Origin of the sequence: Bacillus cereus group sp. BfR-BA-01383 (genome assembly GCF_022663495.1) — a bacterium.
In the GTDB taxonomy this organism is placed as follows: Bacteria; Bacillota; Bacilli; order Bacillales; family Bacillaceae_G; genus Bacillus_A; species Bacillus_A cereus_AU.
This window is the reverse complement of record NZ_JAKUFP010000016.1, coordinates 26,882-42,981: the sequence shown is the minus strand read 5'-3', so window position 1 is coordinate 42,981 and position 16,100 is coordinate 26,882. Positions and strand designations below refer to the sequence as shown.

Sequence of the window (16,100 nt, the reverse complement as noted above, 5' to 3'; positions counted from 1 at the left end):
CACCGTATCCTATAATTTTTTATAGGTGGTCTTTCATTCTCTACTATAAAATATATGAAAAGCTTCTCATCCTTACGTCACCCATTAGGAAAGCGCTGTATTATTATTTTATGTATAATCAATTCTAATAAATCTCTTATACTTTTTTATTTAGAATAGCCCCTACAAGCTTTCCTTTTGTTAAATCTAAGGCCCTATTCGCTTCAACAACTGCTTCACTAGCAGTTTGATAGCAACTTAGCACCAATAATACCCCATCACATTGACTAGCTAGTATATTTGCATCTATAACCTCAAGAAGGGGTGGAGAATCAAATAAAATAATGTCATACTGCTCTATTGCTTTGCTAATTAAATTTTGCATAGATGGTAAACTAAGCATCTCAGCTGGATTATTAATTTCGGGACCACTTGTCAATATATGTACATTTTTGATTTCTGTCTGCATTACCACTTTTTCTAATGCTGCTTTTCCCTCCAAAACATTTGTTAATCCAGATTTATTTTCCATTCCAAAAATCGCATGTAGTTCCGGAGTTCGCAAATCCGCATCAACAACTAAGACTTTTTCATCTCGCTGAGCCATAGAAACCGCCAAATTTGCCACAGTGGTGGTTTTACCTTCTCCATATCCAGGAGAAGTAATAATTATAGTTCTTGTTTTGTCCGTGCCAATTGCAAATTGAAGGTTAGTACGAATTGTTCGATATTCCTCAGCCATCTTCGATTTCGGAGCGATATGAGCAATTAAATGACTATTATCAAGGATACGGCTTTGCTTTTTATTATGAATCAAATGTTTTCCCCTCCACTATTACACTTTCTCTCTTACTTGTTTTATCTACTATATTATTTTTCTTCATTTGAGAAACACTTCCTAAAACGGGAACCGGTAATAATTTTTCAATGTTACGTTCCGATTTAATTGTTTCATCAAGAGAATCCAATACAAAGACTACTCCGATACTCAGTATAAGACCGGCAGCCAAGGCCATCTCAATCGCTTTTGCATGATTCAAGTTTATCGGTAAAGGATGCTCTTGTACTTTTGCCTCTGTTAAGATGCGGACATTCGAAAAATTTAGGATAGCATTGGCTTCTTCTTTATAAACATTTGCTGTAGCATTGGCAATTTTGACTGCCTGGGCTGGATTAGTATCCACAGCCGTAATAACAAAAACCTGTGACTCTTCAATCTTTGCAACACTGACCTGTCCGTTCAATGCATCTGCTGATTTTTGCGAATTTAATTGCTGGGCCACTTTCTCTAAAACAATAGGTTCCTTTATCATCACTTTAAGTGTAGCTATAGCATCGGCATTTGCTGGAATGAGGATTCTTGCAGAAGACGCATATAAAGGCGTTTTCATGAAAATGCTATATATACCACCAATACATGCCGCTAATATCGTAATTACTGCAATAATCCAAAATTTTCTTTTTATAACATTAAATAATTTTTTTAAGTCTATTTCCTTTTCCATGTTTCCCCTCCATTACTGTCTATTTGATTAATAAAAAAGCAAATCGTAGGTAAATTAAATCGTATAACCTAAGTTAATTTTGATTATATCGAACATAACTTACTAAATCATAAACAGGATGAATTTTCCGAGTATATATTTTATTCAGAAAATATATATATATCTTTTTTCATTAATCTTAATATACTCGATATTCATTTTAGTTCTTGATAATGAACCCGTCAATATAAATTTATACATCAAATCCATCGATTACCTTAGTATATTTAATTCAATTATCCTTATATAAATTCAAAAATAATGGAGTTAGTATAGTCATATGGACACAACTTAGTTAAGTCCTTACAATGGATTTCAAGGAGGAAGTGTCCGGATGACAAACAAGAAATTTAATGAAGAGTTTAAAAAATGGTGGTTGAATTATATCATTCGGGACAATCTGTAAAAGCATTAAGCAGGGAGTATGGCGTATCAGAAGTAACCATTTACAACTGAATTAAATAATGTTCTACAAGTATGATGACCGAAAAAAGAAATATCATTAAAAGGTTAATCCCCAAAACAGATTTACCTTAACTTTTTACCAAGTATATTGACTCTAATTCATAAAAATTTAGCATCCTTTTCTAAAAAAAGACTTCATTTCTAATGAAATAGAAGTCTTTTTTGTGTCGTTAAAACTTAATTATAAACCATTTCGCTTTCTACTAACTTTTTCATATAGTCTAATAGCTCTTTTCTTAGGTTTTCATGTTGCAGTGCCATTTCAACAGTTGTTTGAATAAATCCAAGCTTTTCTCCAACATCATAGCGTATCCCTTCAAAGTCATAAGCAAACACACGTTGGATTTCATTTAAACGCTGAATTGCATCTGTTAACTGAATTTCTCCACCTGCTCCAGTTTGTTGATCTTCTAGGAACATAAATATTTCTGGCGTTAATACGTACCGTCCCATAATTGCTAAATTAGATGGTGCTGTTCCTTTAGCAGGTTTTTCCACAAATTTACTCACTTGATAACTACGATCCTTTTTCTCTAATGGATCAATAATGCCATAACGGTGTGTTTCATTTTCTGGAACCGTTTGAACACCGATTACTGATGATTTTGTTACCTCATATTGATCCATTAATTGACGTAAGCATGGCGTTTCAGCTTGAACAATATCATCGCCAAGTAATACAGCAAATGGTTCATTCCCAATGAATTTACGTGCACACCATACAGCATGTCCTAGACCTTTAGGCTCCTTTTGGCGAATATAATGAATATTGATTTTCGAAGACTCTTGTACCTTCTCAAGAATTTCATGCTTTCCTTTTGATAATAGGTTCTGTTCTAATTCAAAAGAATGATCAAAATGATCTTCAATTGCGCGTTTTCCTTTTCCCGTTACAATAATAATATCTTCAATTCCAGACTCAATTGCTTCTTCCACAATATACTGAATTGTTGGTTTATCAACAATTGGTAGCATTTCTTTCGGCATAGCCTTTGTCGCCGGTAAAAAACGAGTTCCTAATCCTGCAGCCGGAATAATGGCTTTTCTTACTTTTTTCAATGAAAATCCTCCTAGTAATCTAAAACGTATTTATATAAATCATAAATCTAACCACTAATAAAAAGAAATAGAGAATTTAATTACACTCCTATATAAAATAAATTATCTATATATTTTCTGTTTTAATTTTATGATGTCTACCTATTCATATTTCACACGTTATTATTCTATGACTAAAGATATTACTAATACAACATCAATAAAATATTATATCGAAATCTCTGTTAATGCCTCCTTATTCTGTTTTATTTTTTTGTACTTGCTCTTCTAAAATATTTTCCCACTTGTCATCAACGACATTAAAAGTATACCTCTCAACATTCTTTTTAGCCTTGTGACCATATTCTTTTCTTAATTCTTCAGATCCTATTAAAGTCATTAATGAATTAGCAAGTTCATCAATATTTCCTTCTTCTACAAGCAATCCGTCTTCTTTATTTTTAATTATTTCAACAGGCCCTGTACAAGCAAAACTTACACAAGGAACCCCTACTGCCATGGCTTCAATGATAACCATCCCAAAAGGTTCATATCTAGAACTTAAAACATAAATTGATGAATTAAGCATCTCACCAATAATATCATTCGTCTTTGGCATTAAACAAATATTATTATAAGCTTTATGATCAAAAATCTGTTGTCGGAGAAGTTGTTCATCTTCTCACGAACCAAATATCCCCAACTTCCAATCCGGATATTTCTCTATAACTTTAGAAAAAGCAGGAATTAAAAGATCGAAACCTTTCTGAGGTACATATCTACCTGCAGCAATCACTACCTTTTTATCCAATCCAGCTGTTTCTTCAGGGATTGCTGTAGCATTTTCTGCTTTATATAACTTTACCCGAGTTCCTTCTAATAGTAATTGATAGTCATTAATTTCTGAATCTGTCAAACAAGTTAACCTTCTAATTCCCCATGATATTGACTCAAATCCACATTATCACATTAAAAATTTCCCTTGTTATATTAAATATTGATTCTTTTAAATAAAATCAAAGGTACCGTATGTAATTACCTTTTTCATACTTCATTGTCCCCTGTGAAATATTCCCTTTATAATTGGTTAAAGAAAGTAAATTAAAACAGAGCTTTCCCCGCATCATGAAATCATAAAAGCCCCTGTAAACCTAAACAAATCTACATATAATTTACATCAAGTTCGCATAAAATTCACAATAGTGATTATCGCATACTTTTCATTTACAAACTATTACCATTAATACGCAGTTTTTGTCATATGCACTCTAGGAAAACGCTTTCTTCATTAGTTCTACAAAGTTCTATTTATCTTCTTCAACTACAAAAAAATCAGGAAGAAAACATCCTCTTCCTGATTTTCACTAATTTTATACGTTTTTAGACCTTATCGTAATGCACGACGTGGTAATTTATCGATATTCTCTAACATAATACCTGTACCAACAGCAACACAGTGCATTGGGTTTTCAGCAATTAATACCGGTACTTTTAGTTCTTCTGCTAGAAGCATGTCGATACCGTGTAGTAAAGCTCCACCGCCTGTTAGAATAACACCACGGTCGATAATGTCCGCAGATAATTCTGGTGGTGTGCGCTCTAGTACACCTTTTGCAGCTTGTACAATGACAGCTGCGTCTTCTTTTAGTGCTTCTGTAATTTCTTCAGAGCATACTGTAATTGTGCGTGGTAAACCAGTTACCATGTCACGTCCGCGAATTTCAAGCTCTTCACTGCGTGCACCTGGGAATACTGTACCAATTTTAATTTTAATATTTTCTGAAGTACGTTCTCCAATTAATAGCTTATACTTACGTTTAACGTAGTTTAAGATCTCCATATCAAACTTATCGCCAGCCATTTTGATAGAGGAAGAGGTAACAATATCACCCATAGAAAGTACGGCAATATCTGTTGTACCTCCACCAATATCAACAACCATGTTACCGCTTGGTTGGAAGATTTCCATACCAGCACCAACTGCTGCTACTTTTGGTTCTTCTTCTAAAAATACTGTTTTACCACCTGAACGTTCAGCAGCCTCACGAATTGCTTTTTGTTCTACTGATGTGATGTTCGTTGGGCAACAAATTAAAATGCGAGGTTTTGAAAAGAAGCTCTTTACGTCCAATTTGTTAATGAAATACTTTAACATTGCTTCTGTAATGTCGAAATCTGCGATTACACCATCTTTAAGTGGACGAATTGCTACAATATTACCAGGCGTACGTCCCACCATACTTCTTGCTTCTTCACCTACTGCTAATACTTTACCTGTATTACGATCAATTGCCACAACAGATGGCTCATTTAATACAATACCCTTACCTTTAACATGAATTAGTACGTTAGCCGTACCTAGGTCAATTCCGATATCTCGCGCAAACATTCCCGTTTTTTCCTCCTCGATATTCAAAATCAGGTTACACCCGAATTCTTTTACACCTAATTTCTGATTTTATCATAAATTTAACAGAAACGTAATATTCACAAAAAGAATTCTTCTGAAAAATATTATCGAATATACGCGGAATGTTTGCTACTGTATCTCTATTGACGTACAGGCTTTTCTACATCTTCTTTTCTATACTTTTGCTTTGTTGCTTCTCCACCCCTTAAATGACGAATAGACTTATGATAATCAAGAATTTCTTTCACTTCATTTGCGAGCTCTGGATTAATTTCTGGTAGACGTTCTGTTAAATCTTTATGGACTGTACTCTTTGATACCCCAAATTCCTTTGCAATGACACGCACTGTCTTTCTTGTCTCCACGATATACTTGCCAATCTTGATAGTTCTCTCTTTGATGTAATCGTGCACACCACTCGCCTCCCTAAATTGGATGTGAGAAGTGTGAAATGAGCCTCGCTGCATACGACTAAGAAGTAAGTGTGAGTGCTGTTTGTAAGCGTTAAACATTCTTGGATTTATAATGAAATGATTCACGATTTCTCACCTCAAACACTCTCTTTGCTTTGGTTTATACCATTGTATTGCCCGCACTACTGATATATGCTACATGTTCACTATTTTTGCGGACTAAGTTAAGAAAAATTACGTTTTTTTGTGAGAAATACGTTAACAATGACTATTATGGCAAAAAAATGACACCTTATATTCAAGGTGTCATTCTTCTCGTTCCAATTCTTCTTCTAACAACTGATGGTGGGGAACCTCTTTCTTACCGGCAATATAATAATATAAAGTGAATAAAACAAACAATAAAATAATAGCAATCGACATAACAAACAAAAATGACACAGTATCCCCTCCCTTTTGTAATATATATTCGAGAATCTCGTCATTTTTCCTTGTTATTGCAACTTTTTTCTCGAAATGGATTATTTTTATATAAAGTAAAACTTTAATCAGTGGGGTTTTTCTTCATCCCCACTGATTATTAGCCTTCACCAATCGGGCTTTTACGGGCAGCCCGCCCCCCACCTAACTTCTTTGCTTTTGCTGAATTTTGATTTAGGGGCCTTACTGCCCGCAAATAGCGGGATAAAAATGAAAAAATCAGTTCTCCTAGTGAGAACTGATTTTTTCACTTTTTTATTCTTGTGAAGAAGAACCATTAGATGATTCCGTAGAACCATTTGTTGATTTTTCTTCTTTCTTAGTTTCTTCTTTTTTGTCACTAGTCGAACCGCTTGTTGATTTCTCTTCTTTTTGAGACTTATCTTCTGTTTTACTTTCTGGTTTCGTGCTTGTTGACTTCTCTTCTTTTTGAGATTTGTCATCAGCTTTTTTACCAGAAGCATTCGTTGCTTTTGCAGCACCTGCATCAGCTTTAATTTCTGCTACTGATTTATTTAAGTAACGCTCAGGGTTCACAGCCACATTGTCTTTTCGTACTTCAAAGTGAACGTGAGAACCTGCCTCTTTGTTCATTGCACTTAGACCAGATGTTCCTAATACTTCACCTTGTACAACTCTTGCACCTTTTTCTACTTTCACACTGCCTAAGCTTTGATAAGAAACTGCTACACCATTTCCACTATCTACTGTTACCACATAACCAAGAAGTGAATCTTTTTCAGCTTTTATTACTGTACCACTTAAAGCAGCTGCTACATTAAATTCTTTTCCATTTTTCGCAGCAATGTCGATTCCTTTATTCGGGGAATATGTGTTGTTATAAAAGACAAGTGCTTTTTCTTGTTCCGCCTCAGTTGCTGCATCTTCATAGAACTTCTTCTGTACGACTACTTCCGCATTAGCGGCAGCTGGCATTTTCACTACTTCTGAAGATTTCGTTACTGGTACTGCTGGATCTTCCGATTGTGTATACGGTGTTGCTTGATCATGGTTCGGAGTCTTCTTCGGATTAGCTCCTTGGAACCATAGCGCAACCATTAAGATTACCGCTGCACAAGCAATGTATAGTGCCGGAAACACCCATCTTCTTTGAAATAAATGTACTACCTTTTGCGACTTTTTATTATTTCTTCCTCGCATTCCATCATCACCTCAGCAATCATTTTGAACAATATTCATGTATCCTATACAACGTATAACTAATTACTTTTCGACAAAATCTGTAAAAATATGTATAAGAATTGTAAAATTTCCGAGGAAATGATAGAAAATAGAAAAAACTGAGCGTTTTGGCTCAGTTTTTAGTCCATTTGTTTCTTCTTATATACGATTAAACATGCAATAAGCGAAATAATAAGCCACACTCCAACATTTAGTATATGCCCACTAATACTACTAAACCCAGCTCCATCCACTAAGCTGTTAATTGCTTTTACAATATGAGATGTTGGAAGATACTCAATTAGTGTCTTAATTACTTTATTTTCAACCATTGGCTCAAATTGTGCAGCTAAATACATCGTCATTAAAATAGGCATCCCAATTAATGATGTTTGCGGTACAGAAGATGCAAGTAATCCGATCATTGTTCCAAGCACGATAAATAAAATAGTTCCACATAGAAATATCAATCCTACCAATGGAAGATTGATATTTAACTGATCTAAAATGAATAAATTTGCAATACAAATGACCATCGTCAGACCCGCTGTTAATAAACTCTTTCCAAGAAGAACTTCAACAGAAGATGCTGGGGATAACATTAACACACGTAGTGTATGTTTTTCTTTTTCTTCTGCAATTACCATAGATTGAACAAAGCCTGCGACAAATAGAAAGGCCGTTATAGTAGTAGTGCCTAACATTTCCTTTCCCGCTCCAAATCTGCTAAACAAAAATGACAATATAATTGGTAAAAATGCCATTAACAGCACTTGTGAATTTGTCTTAAAATCTTGTACTTCTTTTCTAAAAATAGCTGATACACGTCTCATTGAAAATGTCATTATAATCCCCTCCCAGTCACTTCAATAAAGATATCGCCTAGCGTTGGTTCGTGTGAATGAATGGATAGTAGTTCACCTTTTTTCATCCATTCTGAAATTCGTTTTGCACCTAATTCATCTTTTTGTACTACTTCTCTTTGCTTATCTTTTAATACGACTTGTATTTGATCTTTCGCGTATTGTAAGCGAAGGTTTTCCGGTGTATCAAGCGCTACAATTTCTCCGCCACACAAGAAGGCAATGCGGTTACAAAGCGTTTCTGCTTCGTCCATGTTGTGTGTCGTTAAGAAAATCGTCGTTCCTTCTTTGTTTAAGTCTTTTAAGATTTTATGAATGTTTTGCACGTTTACTGGATCGAGTGCAGATGTTGGTTCGTCTAAGAAGAGGATATCTGGTTTATGAAGGATTGCTCTTGCTAAGGTTACGCGTTGCTTCATTCCTTTTGATAGTTTCTTTACCTGTGTTTTTTTATCATCTAATAAGTTCACTTGCGTTAGCACTTCATCAATTCGTTCTTTTTTACAATCGTATAAATCACAAAATAATAGTAAATTATCATAAATGCTAAGTCTTTCGTATAAGCCGCTGTTATCTGTTAAAATACCAATTTGTTTGTAATCGATGCTACTTGGCCCTGTAATATCTTTCCCTAACACTCTGACCGTTCCAACACTATGAAGCAATTGAGAAGTTAAAATCTTTACTGTTGTTGTTTTACCAGATCCACTCGGTCCAAGGAATCCAAAAATCTCTCCTTGCTTCACCTCAATATTTACATTTCGAAGTGCTGTTTTTTCGTTAAAACTTTTCATTACATCTTTCATTTCAATTGCCCATGTCATTTCGTCATCCCCTTTGTTTTTCTTATATAGATGAAATTCGCTTTCGCAAGTTTCGATTTTGTTGTTTCGCTTTTCTTGACTCAATCATACGAAAAACAAAGGGGGTACGCAGTAAAATACCGATAAAAGGAGTATTTTTACCGGTGAATGAATCGTATTTTGAGCTTATTGGAGCATTTTTTATATCCCGATTACACCTTTTAATTCATCCATTCTTCCTTTCGAAAGCGGAATTGAACTTTTTCTTTCGTCATCCAAAATTAAACTAAAACTGTTACGAGTCCAAGTAATGACTTCTCGTACCCTTTGTAAATTCACAAGGTACGAGCGGTGACATCTAAAGAAACCGAATCCTGTTAATCTCACTTCTAGTTCACTTAATGTTAATGCACACACAAAATCGCCTTCACGCACATGAATATGTGTCACTCCATTTTGTGTTTCAATGAAATGGATTTCCATCGGATCAAGTAAAATAATTTTATCGTTCACTTTCGCTGGTATTCTTTCAAGTTTCATTTGTGGTATCATTTGAACAACTTTTTCTTCATCAACTTCTTCCATCTCTTCTTGCTCAATTTCTACCTTTCTCACACCGTCTTGATTTAATATGTATACATCTTCTGTTAATGAAAGGGCGTCCGATAAGAAAGATGACGTAATAAAGATTGCCTTTCCTTGTTCTTTCATTTTCATAATCGCTTTTCGAATAATAATCGTACTTTCTGTATCTACATTTTGCTCCGGCTCTTCTAAAATAACTAAATCCGGATTATGAATCATAATTCGCCCGATATGAAGGCGACGTTTCTCTGAAAATGACAATTTTTCTATTTTCACGTTTAATTTATCTAAGAGACCGACATATTGTACAACTTCTTCCGTGCTCATATTCGATTCATAAATTCCTAATAAAAATTTGAAGTATTCCTTCACCTTTAAACGATCATATGCTTCATCTTTCAAAAAGCAAAAACCGATACGTGAATATACTTCCTTTCCAATCGGCTCCTCTTCAAATAACACACTGCCCGAAGAAGCCTCTTCTTCTCCGATAATAATACGATGTAACACTTTAGCTGTATGATTATTGCATTGCAAAACAACACATTGTCCTTCCTCAACCTCCAGTTCAATTGCCGGTAACTGGTTCGTCTTCCCTAATTGTTTCAACTCCAACAACGCCATTCTGTCTCCCCCAAATGTTTTCTCTAATTATACCAAACAATTAATGGAAAATTATGATATTTAATACAGTCATTATAATTTAAAGGATGTCAACAAAGAAGGCTATCCATGTTAAAGGATAGCCTTCTTCTTTATTTCTGCTCCACCATATAAGTCTGGAGCTGATCACGAAGTGCTCTTTTTAAGAATTTCCCTACAGATGTTTTCGGAATTTCATTTACAAATATAATATCATTTGGCATCCACCATTTCGGGAATTCAGCTTCTAGTAAAGCATAAAGCTCTTCTCTTTCTACTGTTTGTCCTTCTTTTAATACGACGCAAGCAACAGGACGTTCTTGCCATTTTTCATGCGGAACTGCCACGACAGATGCTTCTAATACGTTATCGTGTGACATTAAAGCGTTTTCTAAATCTACTGAAGAAATCCACTCACCGCCGCTTTTAATTAAGTCTTTCGTACGATCAGCAATTTTAATAAATCCTTCCGAATCAACTGTAACGATATCCCCTGTATGGAGCCAACCATCTTTCATCGATTCCTCTGTACGCTCATCTTTATAATAGCTACCGGCGATCCATGGGCCTCTTAGGCATAGTTCTCCCATCTCTTCTCCATCCCATTTAATTTCACCGTCTTGTCCGATCACTTTCATTTCTAACCCAGGGAATAAATATCCTTGGCGAGAGCGTAAATTATAATATTCTTCTTTCGGTAAATCGCGTTGATATGATTTCGGACAATTAATTACAACAGCAGGACTCGTTTCTGTCATTCCATATATTTGTCTAAATGCAATTTCATATTTCTCTTCATACGTACGAATCATACTTTGCGGAGCTGCTGATCCACCTGACCATATCGTTTTTACGCTACTAATATCATATGGATGTTTTTCTAGTTCCTGCAACAAACCAATCCAAATTGTCGGCACGCCAGCCGTAATTGTTACTTTCTCACTTTCAATTAATTCCGCTAAAATCTTCGGTGTGAAATGTGGTCCTGGTAATACGAGTTTTGTCCCAAACCATGTACTCGCAAACGGTAATCCCCATGCATTAACATGGAACATTGGAACGACAGGCATACAAGTGTCTACTTCTGATATATTCCCGCCATCTGCAAGTCCGAGTGTATAACTGTGGAGCGCAATACTACGGTGTGTATAAACTACACCTTTCGGTTTCCCTGTCGTAGCCGATGTGTAGCACATACCGGCTGGTTCTTTTTCATCTAAATCTTTTACAAACGGAAATGTCTCATCGCCTTCTTCGAGTAATTGGTCGTAATGATATGCTGGTGATAGTGTTGTGTGAGGTAGTTTATGATCGTCTGTCATAATAATAAAGGCTTTTATATGCGGGATTTCGTGTTGAATACTCTCTAATATAGGTACCATATCTTCATCGACAAGAATGATTTTATCTTCTGCATGGTTAATAATATATGAAATGTGATCAGCGGAAAGCCTTAAATTAATTGTATGTAGCACTGCTCCAATTCCAGGAATCGCAAAGTATGCTTCCAAATGCCTATGATGGTTCCAAGCAATTGTACCTACTTTATCCCCTTGTTCAATTCCCATTTTCGTTAATACGCTAGCGAGCCTTCTCGTCCGCTTTGCAATTTCTCCGTATGTTAATGTATGAATACGCGATGCAGTCCGTGAGACAACTTCCTTTTTCGAAAAATATTTCTCCGCTCGTTCCATCATTGACGGAATGAGAAGTGGTACATCCATCATCATTTTTCATTACCCCCTGTTATTATGTTTTATATATTCATATAACTGTATTATAACACATAGTGTACAGCGTACCTTCCATTTATTTCTACAAATAATGACAAAAAGAGCTAATTTAAATTAGCTCCTTTTGAACTCTACTTCTTCACCATCAATTTTCCTTCATAATCATTCATCGTTTTAATTTCGATCCCTTTATAATAATGAGCGACTATATCTGTATATTTCTTACCTTCTTTCGCCATTCCGTTCGCACCGTACTGACTCATACCGACGCCATGACCGAATCCTTTCGTTGTCACGACGATTTTATCCCCTTGTTGTTTCCATGTGAAGTCAGAAGAGCGTAAATCTAATTTGTCACGTACATCTCTTCCTGTTAATGTTTTTCCTTGAAACGCTACATCTTTTACACGATTTCCTTCTGTGCGGTCTTTAATATTGCCAACCTTCCCGTCTGCTAGCACCTTCACACCGAGACGTTTTTGAAAATCAGCTACTGTGAATGTTTGTTCACTTGTAAATTTCGGAGAGGCTTCATCCCACGGACTATCTACGCTTTTCAAATAAGGATAATCATTTCCCCAATAATCAGCTGCATTTTCTGTTCGCCCGTTACTCGTTGAGAAGAACGAAGCTGAAATTGGTTTTCCATCATACGTTAAAACTTGTCCTGCGGTTTTAGAAACTGCTTCTTCGATTTTCTTTAAATTATTTTCGTAGTTATTACCCCATTGTTTCTTCAATTCTTCTTTGCTTTTGTACACTTGATCTTTCACCGTATCTGTCACATCCGCATTATTTTTCTTACCACCACTTAGCATACGCTGCACTACAAATGTTCTTGCTGCTAATGCCTGCGCCTTTAGCGCCTCTATTTCAAAACTGGCATTCATCTCAGAAGCTACTACACCGGTCACGTACTCCTCCATAGGTACTGTTTCTACCTTCTTCTGCTGATCGCGATATACAGCAACTTGAACCGCTGTATCTACTTTCCCTGGAGCTGGTATACTTTCTATCGCTGGAGGAGTTTTAGAAGCTGCTTCTTCTCCTACTTTTGCTTTCGCAAACGGAATAACAAGAGCAGCAGGTACAATGATAACGAGCGCTATTAAAAGCGCTACTGTAATGAAAAGTGGCTTTGAAAATTTCATCCTATTCCCCCAATATAAAGTTGGCTTCTTTTCATTCTTATGGAATTATGGGGTTTTTTAGAACATACTTGGAGGTATCGGTATAAAGTGAAACTTTGATCAGTTGGGGGCTTGTTCATCCCTCACTAATTATTAGCCCATCCCAATCGGGCATGTGCGGGATAAAACGAAAATTTTCTAAATATTTTCACTGGTACGTGCATAAGTATTGAATTTATTGACTATAACAGTAATAACCAAAAAAAATAGCCCCTATGCCAAAAGACATAGAAACTATTTCAATTAAGCGTGAAGATCAGAAACTTCTTGTTCTTTCACTTCTTCTACTTTTTCGTTTACACGTTCAATAGTTGCACCTAATGCAGCTAATTTCTTATGGAAATCTACATAACCGCGATCAAGATGCTTTAACTCTGTTACACGAGTGTGACCTTCTGATACTAAACCAGCTAAGATTAATGCAGCTGCAGCACGTAAGTCAGTTGCGCCTACTTCAGCACCTTGTAAGCTGTTTGGACCGTTCATAATAACAGAACGACCTTCAATTTTAATATCAGCATTCATACGACGGAATTCTTCAACGTGCATGAAGCGGTTTTCGAATACCGTTTCTGTAATCATACTTGTTCCATCAGCTTGTAGTAATAATGCCATCATTTGTGATTGCATGTCTGTTGGGAAACCTGGGTGAGGCATAGTTTTAATATCAACCGCTTTTAACTTATCTGGACCGATAACACGTACACCTTCATTTTCCTCAATAATTTTAACACCCATTTCTTCCATTTTCGCTGTAATTGAGCGTAAGTGTTCAGGTACAGCATTTTCAATTAAGATGTCTCCACCAGTAATTGCCGCTGCAACCATGAATGTTCCCGCTTCAATACGGTCAGGAATAATAGAGTGGTTTGCACCATATAATTTATCAACGCCTTCGATACGAATCGTTCCAGTTCCAGCTCCGCGTACTTTCGCTCCCATCGCATTTAAGAAGTTAGCTAAGTCAACGATTTCTGGTTCTTTCGCTGCGTTTTCAAGGATTGTTGTCCCTTTTGCTAATGTAGCTGCAGACATAATGTTTTCTGTCGCGCCCACGCTTGGGAAGTCTAAATAAATTTTAGCTCCTTTTAGTTCTCCCTCTACGTATGCCTCAACAAAACCATTACCAACCTGTACTTTTGCTCCCATTGCTTCGAAGCCTTTTAAATGTTGGTCAATTGGACGTGAACCAATTGCACATCCACCAGGAAGTGCAATACGAGCACGACCGTTACGTGCTAATAATGGTCCCATTACTTGAACCGATGCACGCATTTTACGTACATATTCAAATGGTGCTTCAATGTTTAGTTCTTTAGAAGCATCGATTGTTACTTGGTTATTTTCAAATACGACTTCAGCATTTAAATGACGTAATACCTCATTAATTGTGTATACATCAGACAAAACTGGTACTTCAGATAGTACATTCTTTCCATCACTCGCTAATAGGGCTGCAGCGATTATAGGTAATACAGCATTTTTTGCGCCCTCAACACGCACTGTGCCGTTTAACCGCTTTCCGCCACGGACGATGATCTTTTCCAAATTATTCCCCTCCGTGTCCTTTTTTCAGTATCTATTCACTCAATACTCAGAAGTTATGATCGGTGTGCCAACCACAATTTTATCCTTGTTGTCTGTAGAACGTATTGCTATTTGCACATTTATTTTCTCTCTATTTGTTGAAAGAGCGTCATCCCACTTTTTATTGTATGCGGAGACTGATACAAATGCTCTTTCTTCTATCTGTTCGATCGCTCTTGCTGAAAGATTTTTCAAAACCTGATCGGTTTTATTTTGCAAAACACCTTCAATCTTATCATTCAGTACACCTTGAACACAAGTGTAAATTGTAGGTTTTCCACTAAAAATTTCATTCATTTTCTGAACATACTTCGGGTCCCATTTCGCCCCGCTTACTTCAAAAATAATGAAAGTGTTTTCTTTAGTATTTTCCTTACTCCAAGTTACTACTACTCGTTCTTCATAAGAAGAAAACTTTTTATAGGATGTAGCTTTATATCCATCTGGAGATTGTTCTAATTCCCAACTTTCGATATTCGCCTTGTCCTTCACATCGTTTAACAATTTTTGAAACGTATGTATATTAGAAATTGTTTTTGTTTCTCGCGCTAACCATGACCATTTCTCCACTTTAGCATCATTTTTCTCTAAAGCTGCAATCATGCTTTCCATTTTCTGTTCATCGCTTATCGGTTTCATCTCTCTATATCCAACCAAGAATAAAACAACACTCAAGGCAATAATAAGAATGGCTTTAAGCTTCAATTTCATCCCCTCCTATCCCCATTGTTAACGGAGATATGAGGTTCTATACACTTACTTTACTAAATACGTTAAACTCTTCGAATAGCCTAAATAATCAAGGAAAAAGTTACTTACAGATGTCCCAATTGCAATTGTAATTAGGATGAGTAACACTCTCGTCTGCATCACTTTTCCAGCCTTCATTAAACGCTCAATGTGGATGCCTTGCAGGGCCCACCACGTAATGGTAATAAACAATAAATGCGAAAAAATCGCAATCAGTGCTTGTTGCCCTAAAAGTTGTGCCAAAAAATCGACCCCTTTTTACTTGGCTACTACTTATACAAAATAAAAAAAACGATACCATAATAAGTAGGAGCCACACTTTTTCAAATGCAAATAAGCATCTTACATTTTATATCGTAATTTTCTCTCAAAGAACGTATACCTATATGCATTTTCAGTTGCGGTTAACACAAAATAAAAAGCGTAGAGTACCGAC

15 protein-coding genes and 2 pseudogenes are annotated in these 16,100 nt (G+C 36.0%); 1 reads left to right on the top strand and 16 read right to left on the bottom strand.

Features of this window, described 5'->3' with window-relative positions; all coding sequences use genetic code 11:
* Positions 1-136: 136 nt before the first annotated feature.
* Both MR065_RS16010 and MR065_RS16005 read right to left on the bottom strand, forming a co-directional pair.
* The gene (locus MR065_RS16010) at positions 137-796 is read right to left on the bottom strand and encodes a CpsD/CapB family tyrosine-protein kinase (RefSeq protein ID WP_071743867.1); all 660 of its coding nucleotides are present in this window, start codon (positions 794-796) and stop codon (positions 137-139) included.
* On the bottom strand, positions 786-1,484 hold the full coding sequence (locus MR065_RS16005) for a YveK family protein (protein WP_242214339.1): 699 nt from the start codon (positions 1,482-1,484) through the stop codon (positions 786-788). The genes MR065_RS16010 and MR065_RS16005 overlap by 11 nt, the downstream gene beginning before the upstream one ends.
* 373 nt (positions 1,485-1,857) lie before the next feature.
* On the opposite strand from MR065_RS16005, the pseudogene MR065_RS16000 reads away from it, so the two are divergent.
* A pseudogene (locus MR065_RS16000) lies at positions 1,858-1,973 on the top strand (IS3-like element ISBce13 family transposase); the annotation flags it as partial.
* A gap of 192 nt (positions 1,974-2,165) precedes the next feature.
* On the opposite strand, the gene galU reads toward MR065_RS16000, so the two are convergent.
* The 14 genes and pseudogenes from galU to MR065_RS15925 form a co-directional block, all read right to left on the bottom strand.
* Positions 2,166-3,047, bottom strand: a complete 882-nt coding sequence (gene galU / locus MR065_RS15995) for a UTP--glucose-1-phosphate uridylyltransferase GalU (protein ID WP_000757802.1) — start codon at positions 3,045-3,047, stop codon at positions 2,166-2,168.
* 235 nt (positions 3,048-3,282) lie between these two features.
* A pseudogene (locus MR065_RS15990) lies at positions 3,283-3,822 on the bottom strand (glycosyltransferase).
* Positions 3,823-4,413: 591 nt separating this feature from the next.
* Entirely contained in the window at positions 4,414-5,415 is a 1,002-nt protein-coding gene (mreB, locus tag MR065_RS15980) for a rod shape-determining protein (protein ID WP_242214337.1), read from the bottom strand.
* A 161-nt stretch (positions 5,416-5,576) separates the two neighbouring features.
* Complete coding sequence (gene spoIIID / locus MR065_RS15975) at positions 5,577-5,849, bottom strand: sporulation transcriptional regulator SpoIIID (RefSeq protein WP_000544012.1); 273 nt, start codon at positions 5,847-5,849, stop codon at positions 5,577-5,579.
* Between the two features lie 306 nt (positions 5,850-6,155).
* Positions 6,156-6,290 carry an ABC transporter ATP-binding protein gene (locus tag MR065_RS15970; RefSeq protein ID WP_097904605.1) on the bottom strand — a complete coding sequence of 45 codons (135 nt, stop codon included), beginning with the start codon at positions 6,288-6,290 and terminating at the stop codon, positions 6,156-6,158.
* Positions 6,291-6,584: 294 nt separating this feature from the next.
* Positions 6,585-7,490 (bottom strand): stage II sporulation protein SpoIIQ, encoded by a 906-nt coding sequence (locus MR065_RS15965; protein WP_242214336.1) that lies wholly within the window; start codon positions 7,488-7,490, stop codon positions 6,585-6,587.
* A gap of 161 nt (positions 7,491-7,651) precedes the next feature.
* On the bottom strand, positions 7,652-8,356 hold the full coding sequence (locus MR065_RS15960; protein WP_242214335.1) for an ABC transporter permease: 705 nt from the start codon (positions 8,354-8,356) through the stop codon (positions 7,652-7,654).
* Entirely contained in the window at positions 8,356-9,198 is an 843-nt protein-coding gene (locus MR065_RS15955; protein WP_242214334.1) for an ABC transporter ATP-binding protein, read from the bottom strand. The genes MR065_RS15960 and MR065_RS15955 overlap by 1 nt, the downstream gene beginning before the upstream one ends.
* Positions 9,199-9,378: 180 nt before the next feature.
* Positions 9,379-10,386 carry a LytTR family transcriptional regulator DNA-binding domain-containing protein gene (locus MR065_RS15950; RefSeq protein WP_242214333.1) on the bottom strand — a complete coding sequence of 336 codons (1,008 nt, stop codon included), beginning with the start codon at positions 10,384-10,386 and terminating at the stop codon, positions 9,379-9,381.
* Positions 10,387-10,517: 131 nt separating this feature from the next.
* Positions 10,518-12,134, bottom strand: a complete 1,617-nt coding sequence (locus tag MR065_RS15945; RefSeq protein WP_242214332.1) for a long-chain fatty acid--CoA ligase — start codon at positions 12,132-12,134, stop codon at positions 10,518-10,520.
* A 134-nt stretch (positions 12,135-12,268) separates the two neighbouring features.
* Positions 12,269-13,288, bottom strand: coding sequence for a stage II sporulation protein D (spoIID, locus tag MR065_RS15940; protein WP_097904611.1), 1,020 nt, complete (start codon positions 13,286-13,288; stop codon positions 12,269-12,271).
* Positions 13,289-13,570: 282 nt separating this feature from the next.
* On the bottom strand, positions 13,571-14,875 hold the full coding sequence (murA, locus tag MR065_RS15935; RefSeq protein ID WP_098269767.1) for a UDP-N-acetylglucosamine 1-carboxyvinyltransferase: 1,305 nt from the start codon (positions 14,873-14,875) through the stop codon (positions 13,571-13,573).
* A 39-nt stretch (positions 14,876-14,914) separates the two neighbouring features.
* The gene (locus tag MR065_RS15930) at positions 14,915-15,619 is read right to left on the bottom strand and encodes a YwmB family TATA-box binding protein (RefSeq protein ID WP_396022375.1); all 705 of its coding nucleotides are present in this window, start codon (positions 15,617-15,619) and stop codon (positions 14,915-14,917) included.
* A 51-nt stretch (positions 15,620-15,670) separates the two neighbouring features.
* The gene (locus MR065_RS15925) at positions 15,671-15,907 is read right to left on the bottom strand and encodes a DUF1146 family protein (protein WP_097904614.1); all 237 of its coding nucleotides are present in this window, start codon (positions 15,905-15,907) and stop codon (positions 15,671-15,673) included.
* Positions 15,908-16,100: the final 193 nt, after the last annotated feature.

Bases quoted from the DNA above. Each gene is read 5' to 3' on its own strand.
- spoIID (WP_097904611.1), bottom strand. From the start codon at position 13,288: ATGAAATTTTCAAAGCCACTTTTCATTACAGTAGCGCTTTTAATAGCG.
- MR065_RS15960 (WP_242214335.1), bottom strand. From the start codon at position 8,356: ATGACATTTTCAATGAGACGTGTATCAGCTATTTTTAGAAAAGAAGTA.
- MR065_RS15955 (WP_242214334.1), bottom strand. From the start codon at position 9,198: ATGACATGGGCAATTGAAATGAAAGATGTAATGAAAAGTTTTAACGAA.
- MR065_RS16005 (WP_242214339.1), bottom strand. From the start codon at position 1,484: ATGGAAAAGGAAATAGACTTAAAAAAATTATTTAATGTTATAAAAAGA.
- mreB (WP_242214337.1), bottom strand. From the start codon at position 5,415: ATGTTTGCGCGAGATATCGGAATTGACCTAGGTACGGCTAACGTACTA.
- MR065_RS15950 (WP_242214333.1), bottom strand. From the start codon at position 10,386: ATGGCGTTGTTGGAGTTGAAACAATTAGGGAAGACGAACCAGTTACCG.
- MR065_RS15945 (WP_242214332.1), bottom strand. From the start codon at position 12,134: ATGATGATGGATGTACCACTTCTCATTCCGTCAATGATGGAACGAGCG.
- MR065_RS15965 (WP_242214336.1), bottom strand. From the start codon at position 7,490: ATGCGAGGAAGAAATAATAAAAAGTCGCAAAAGGTAGTACATTTATTT.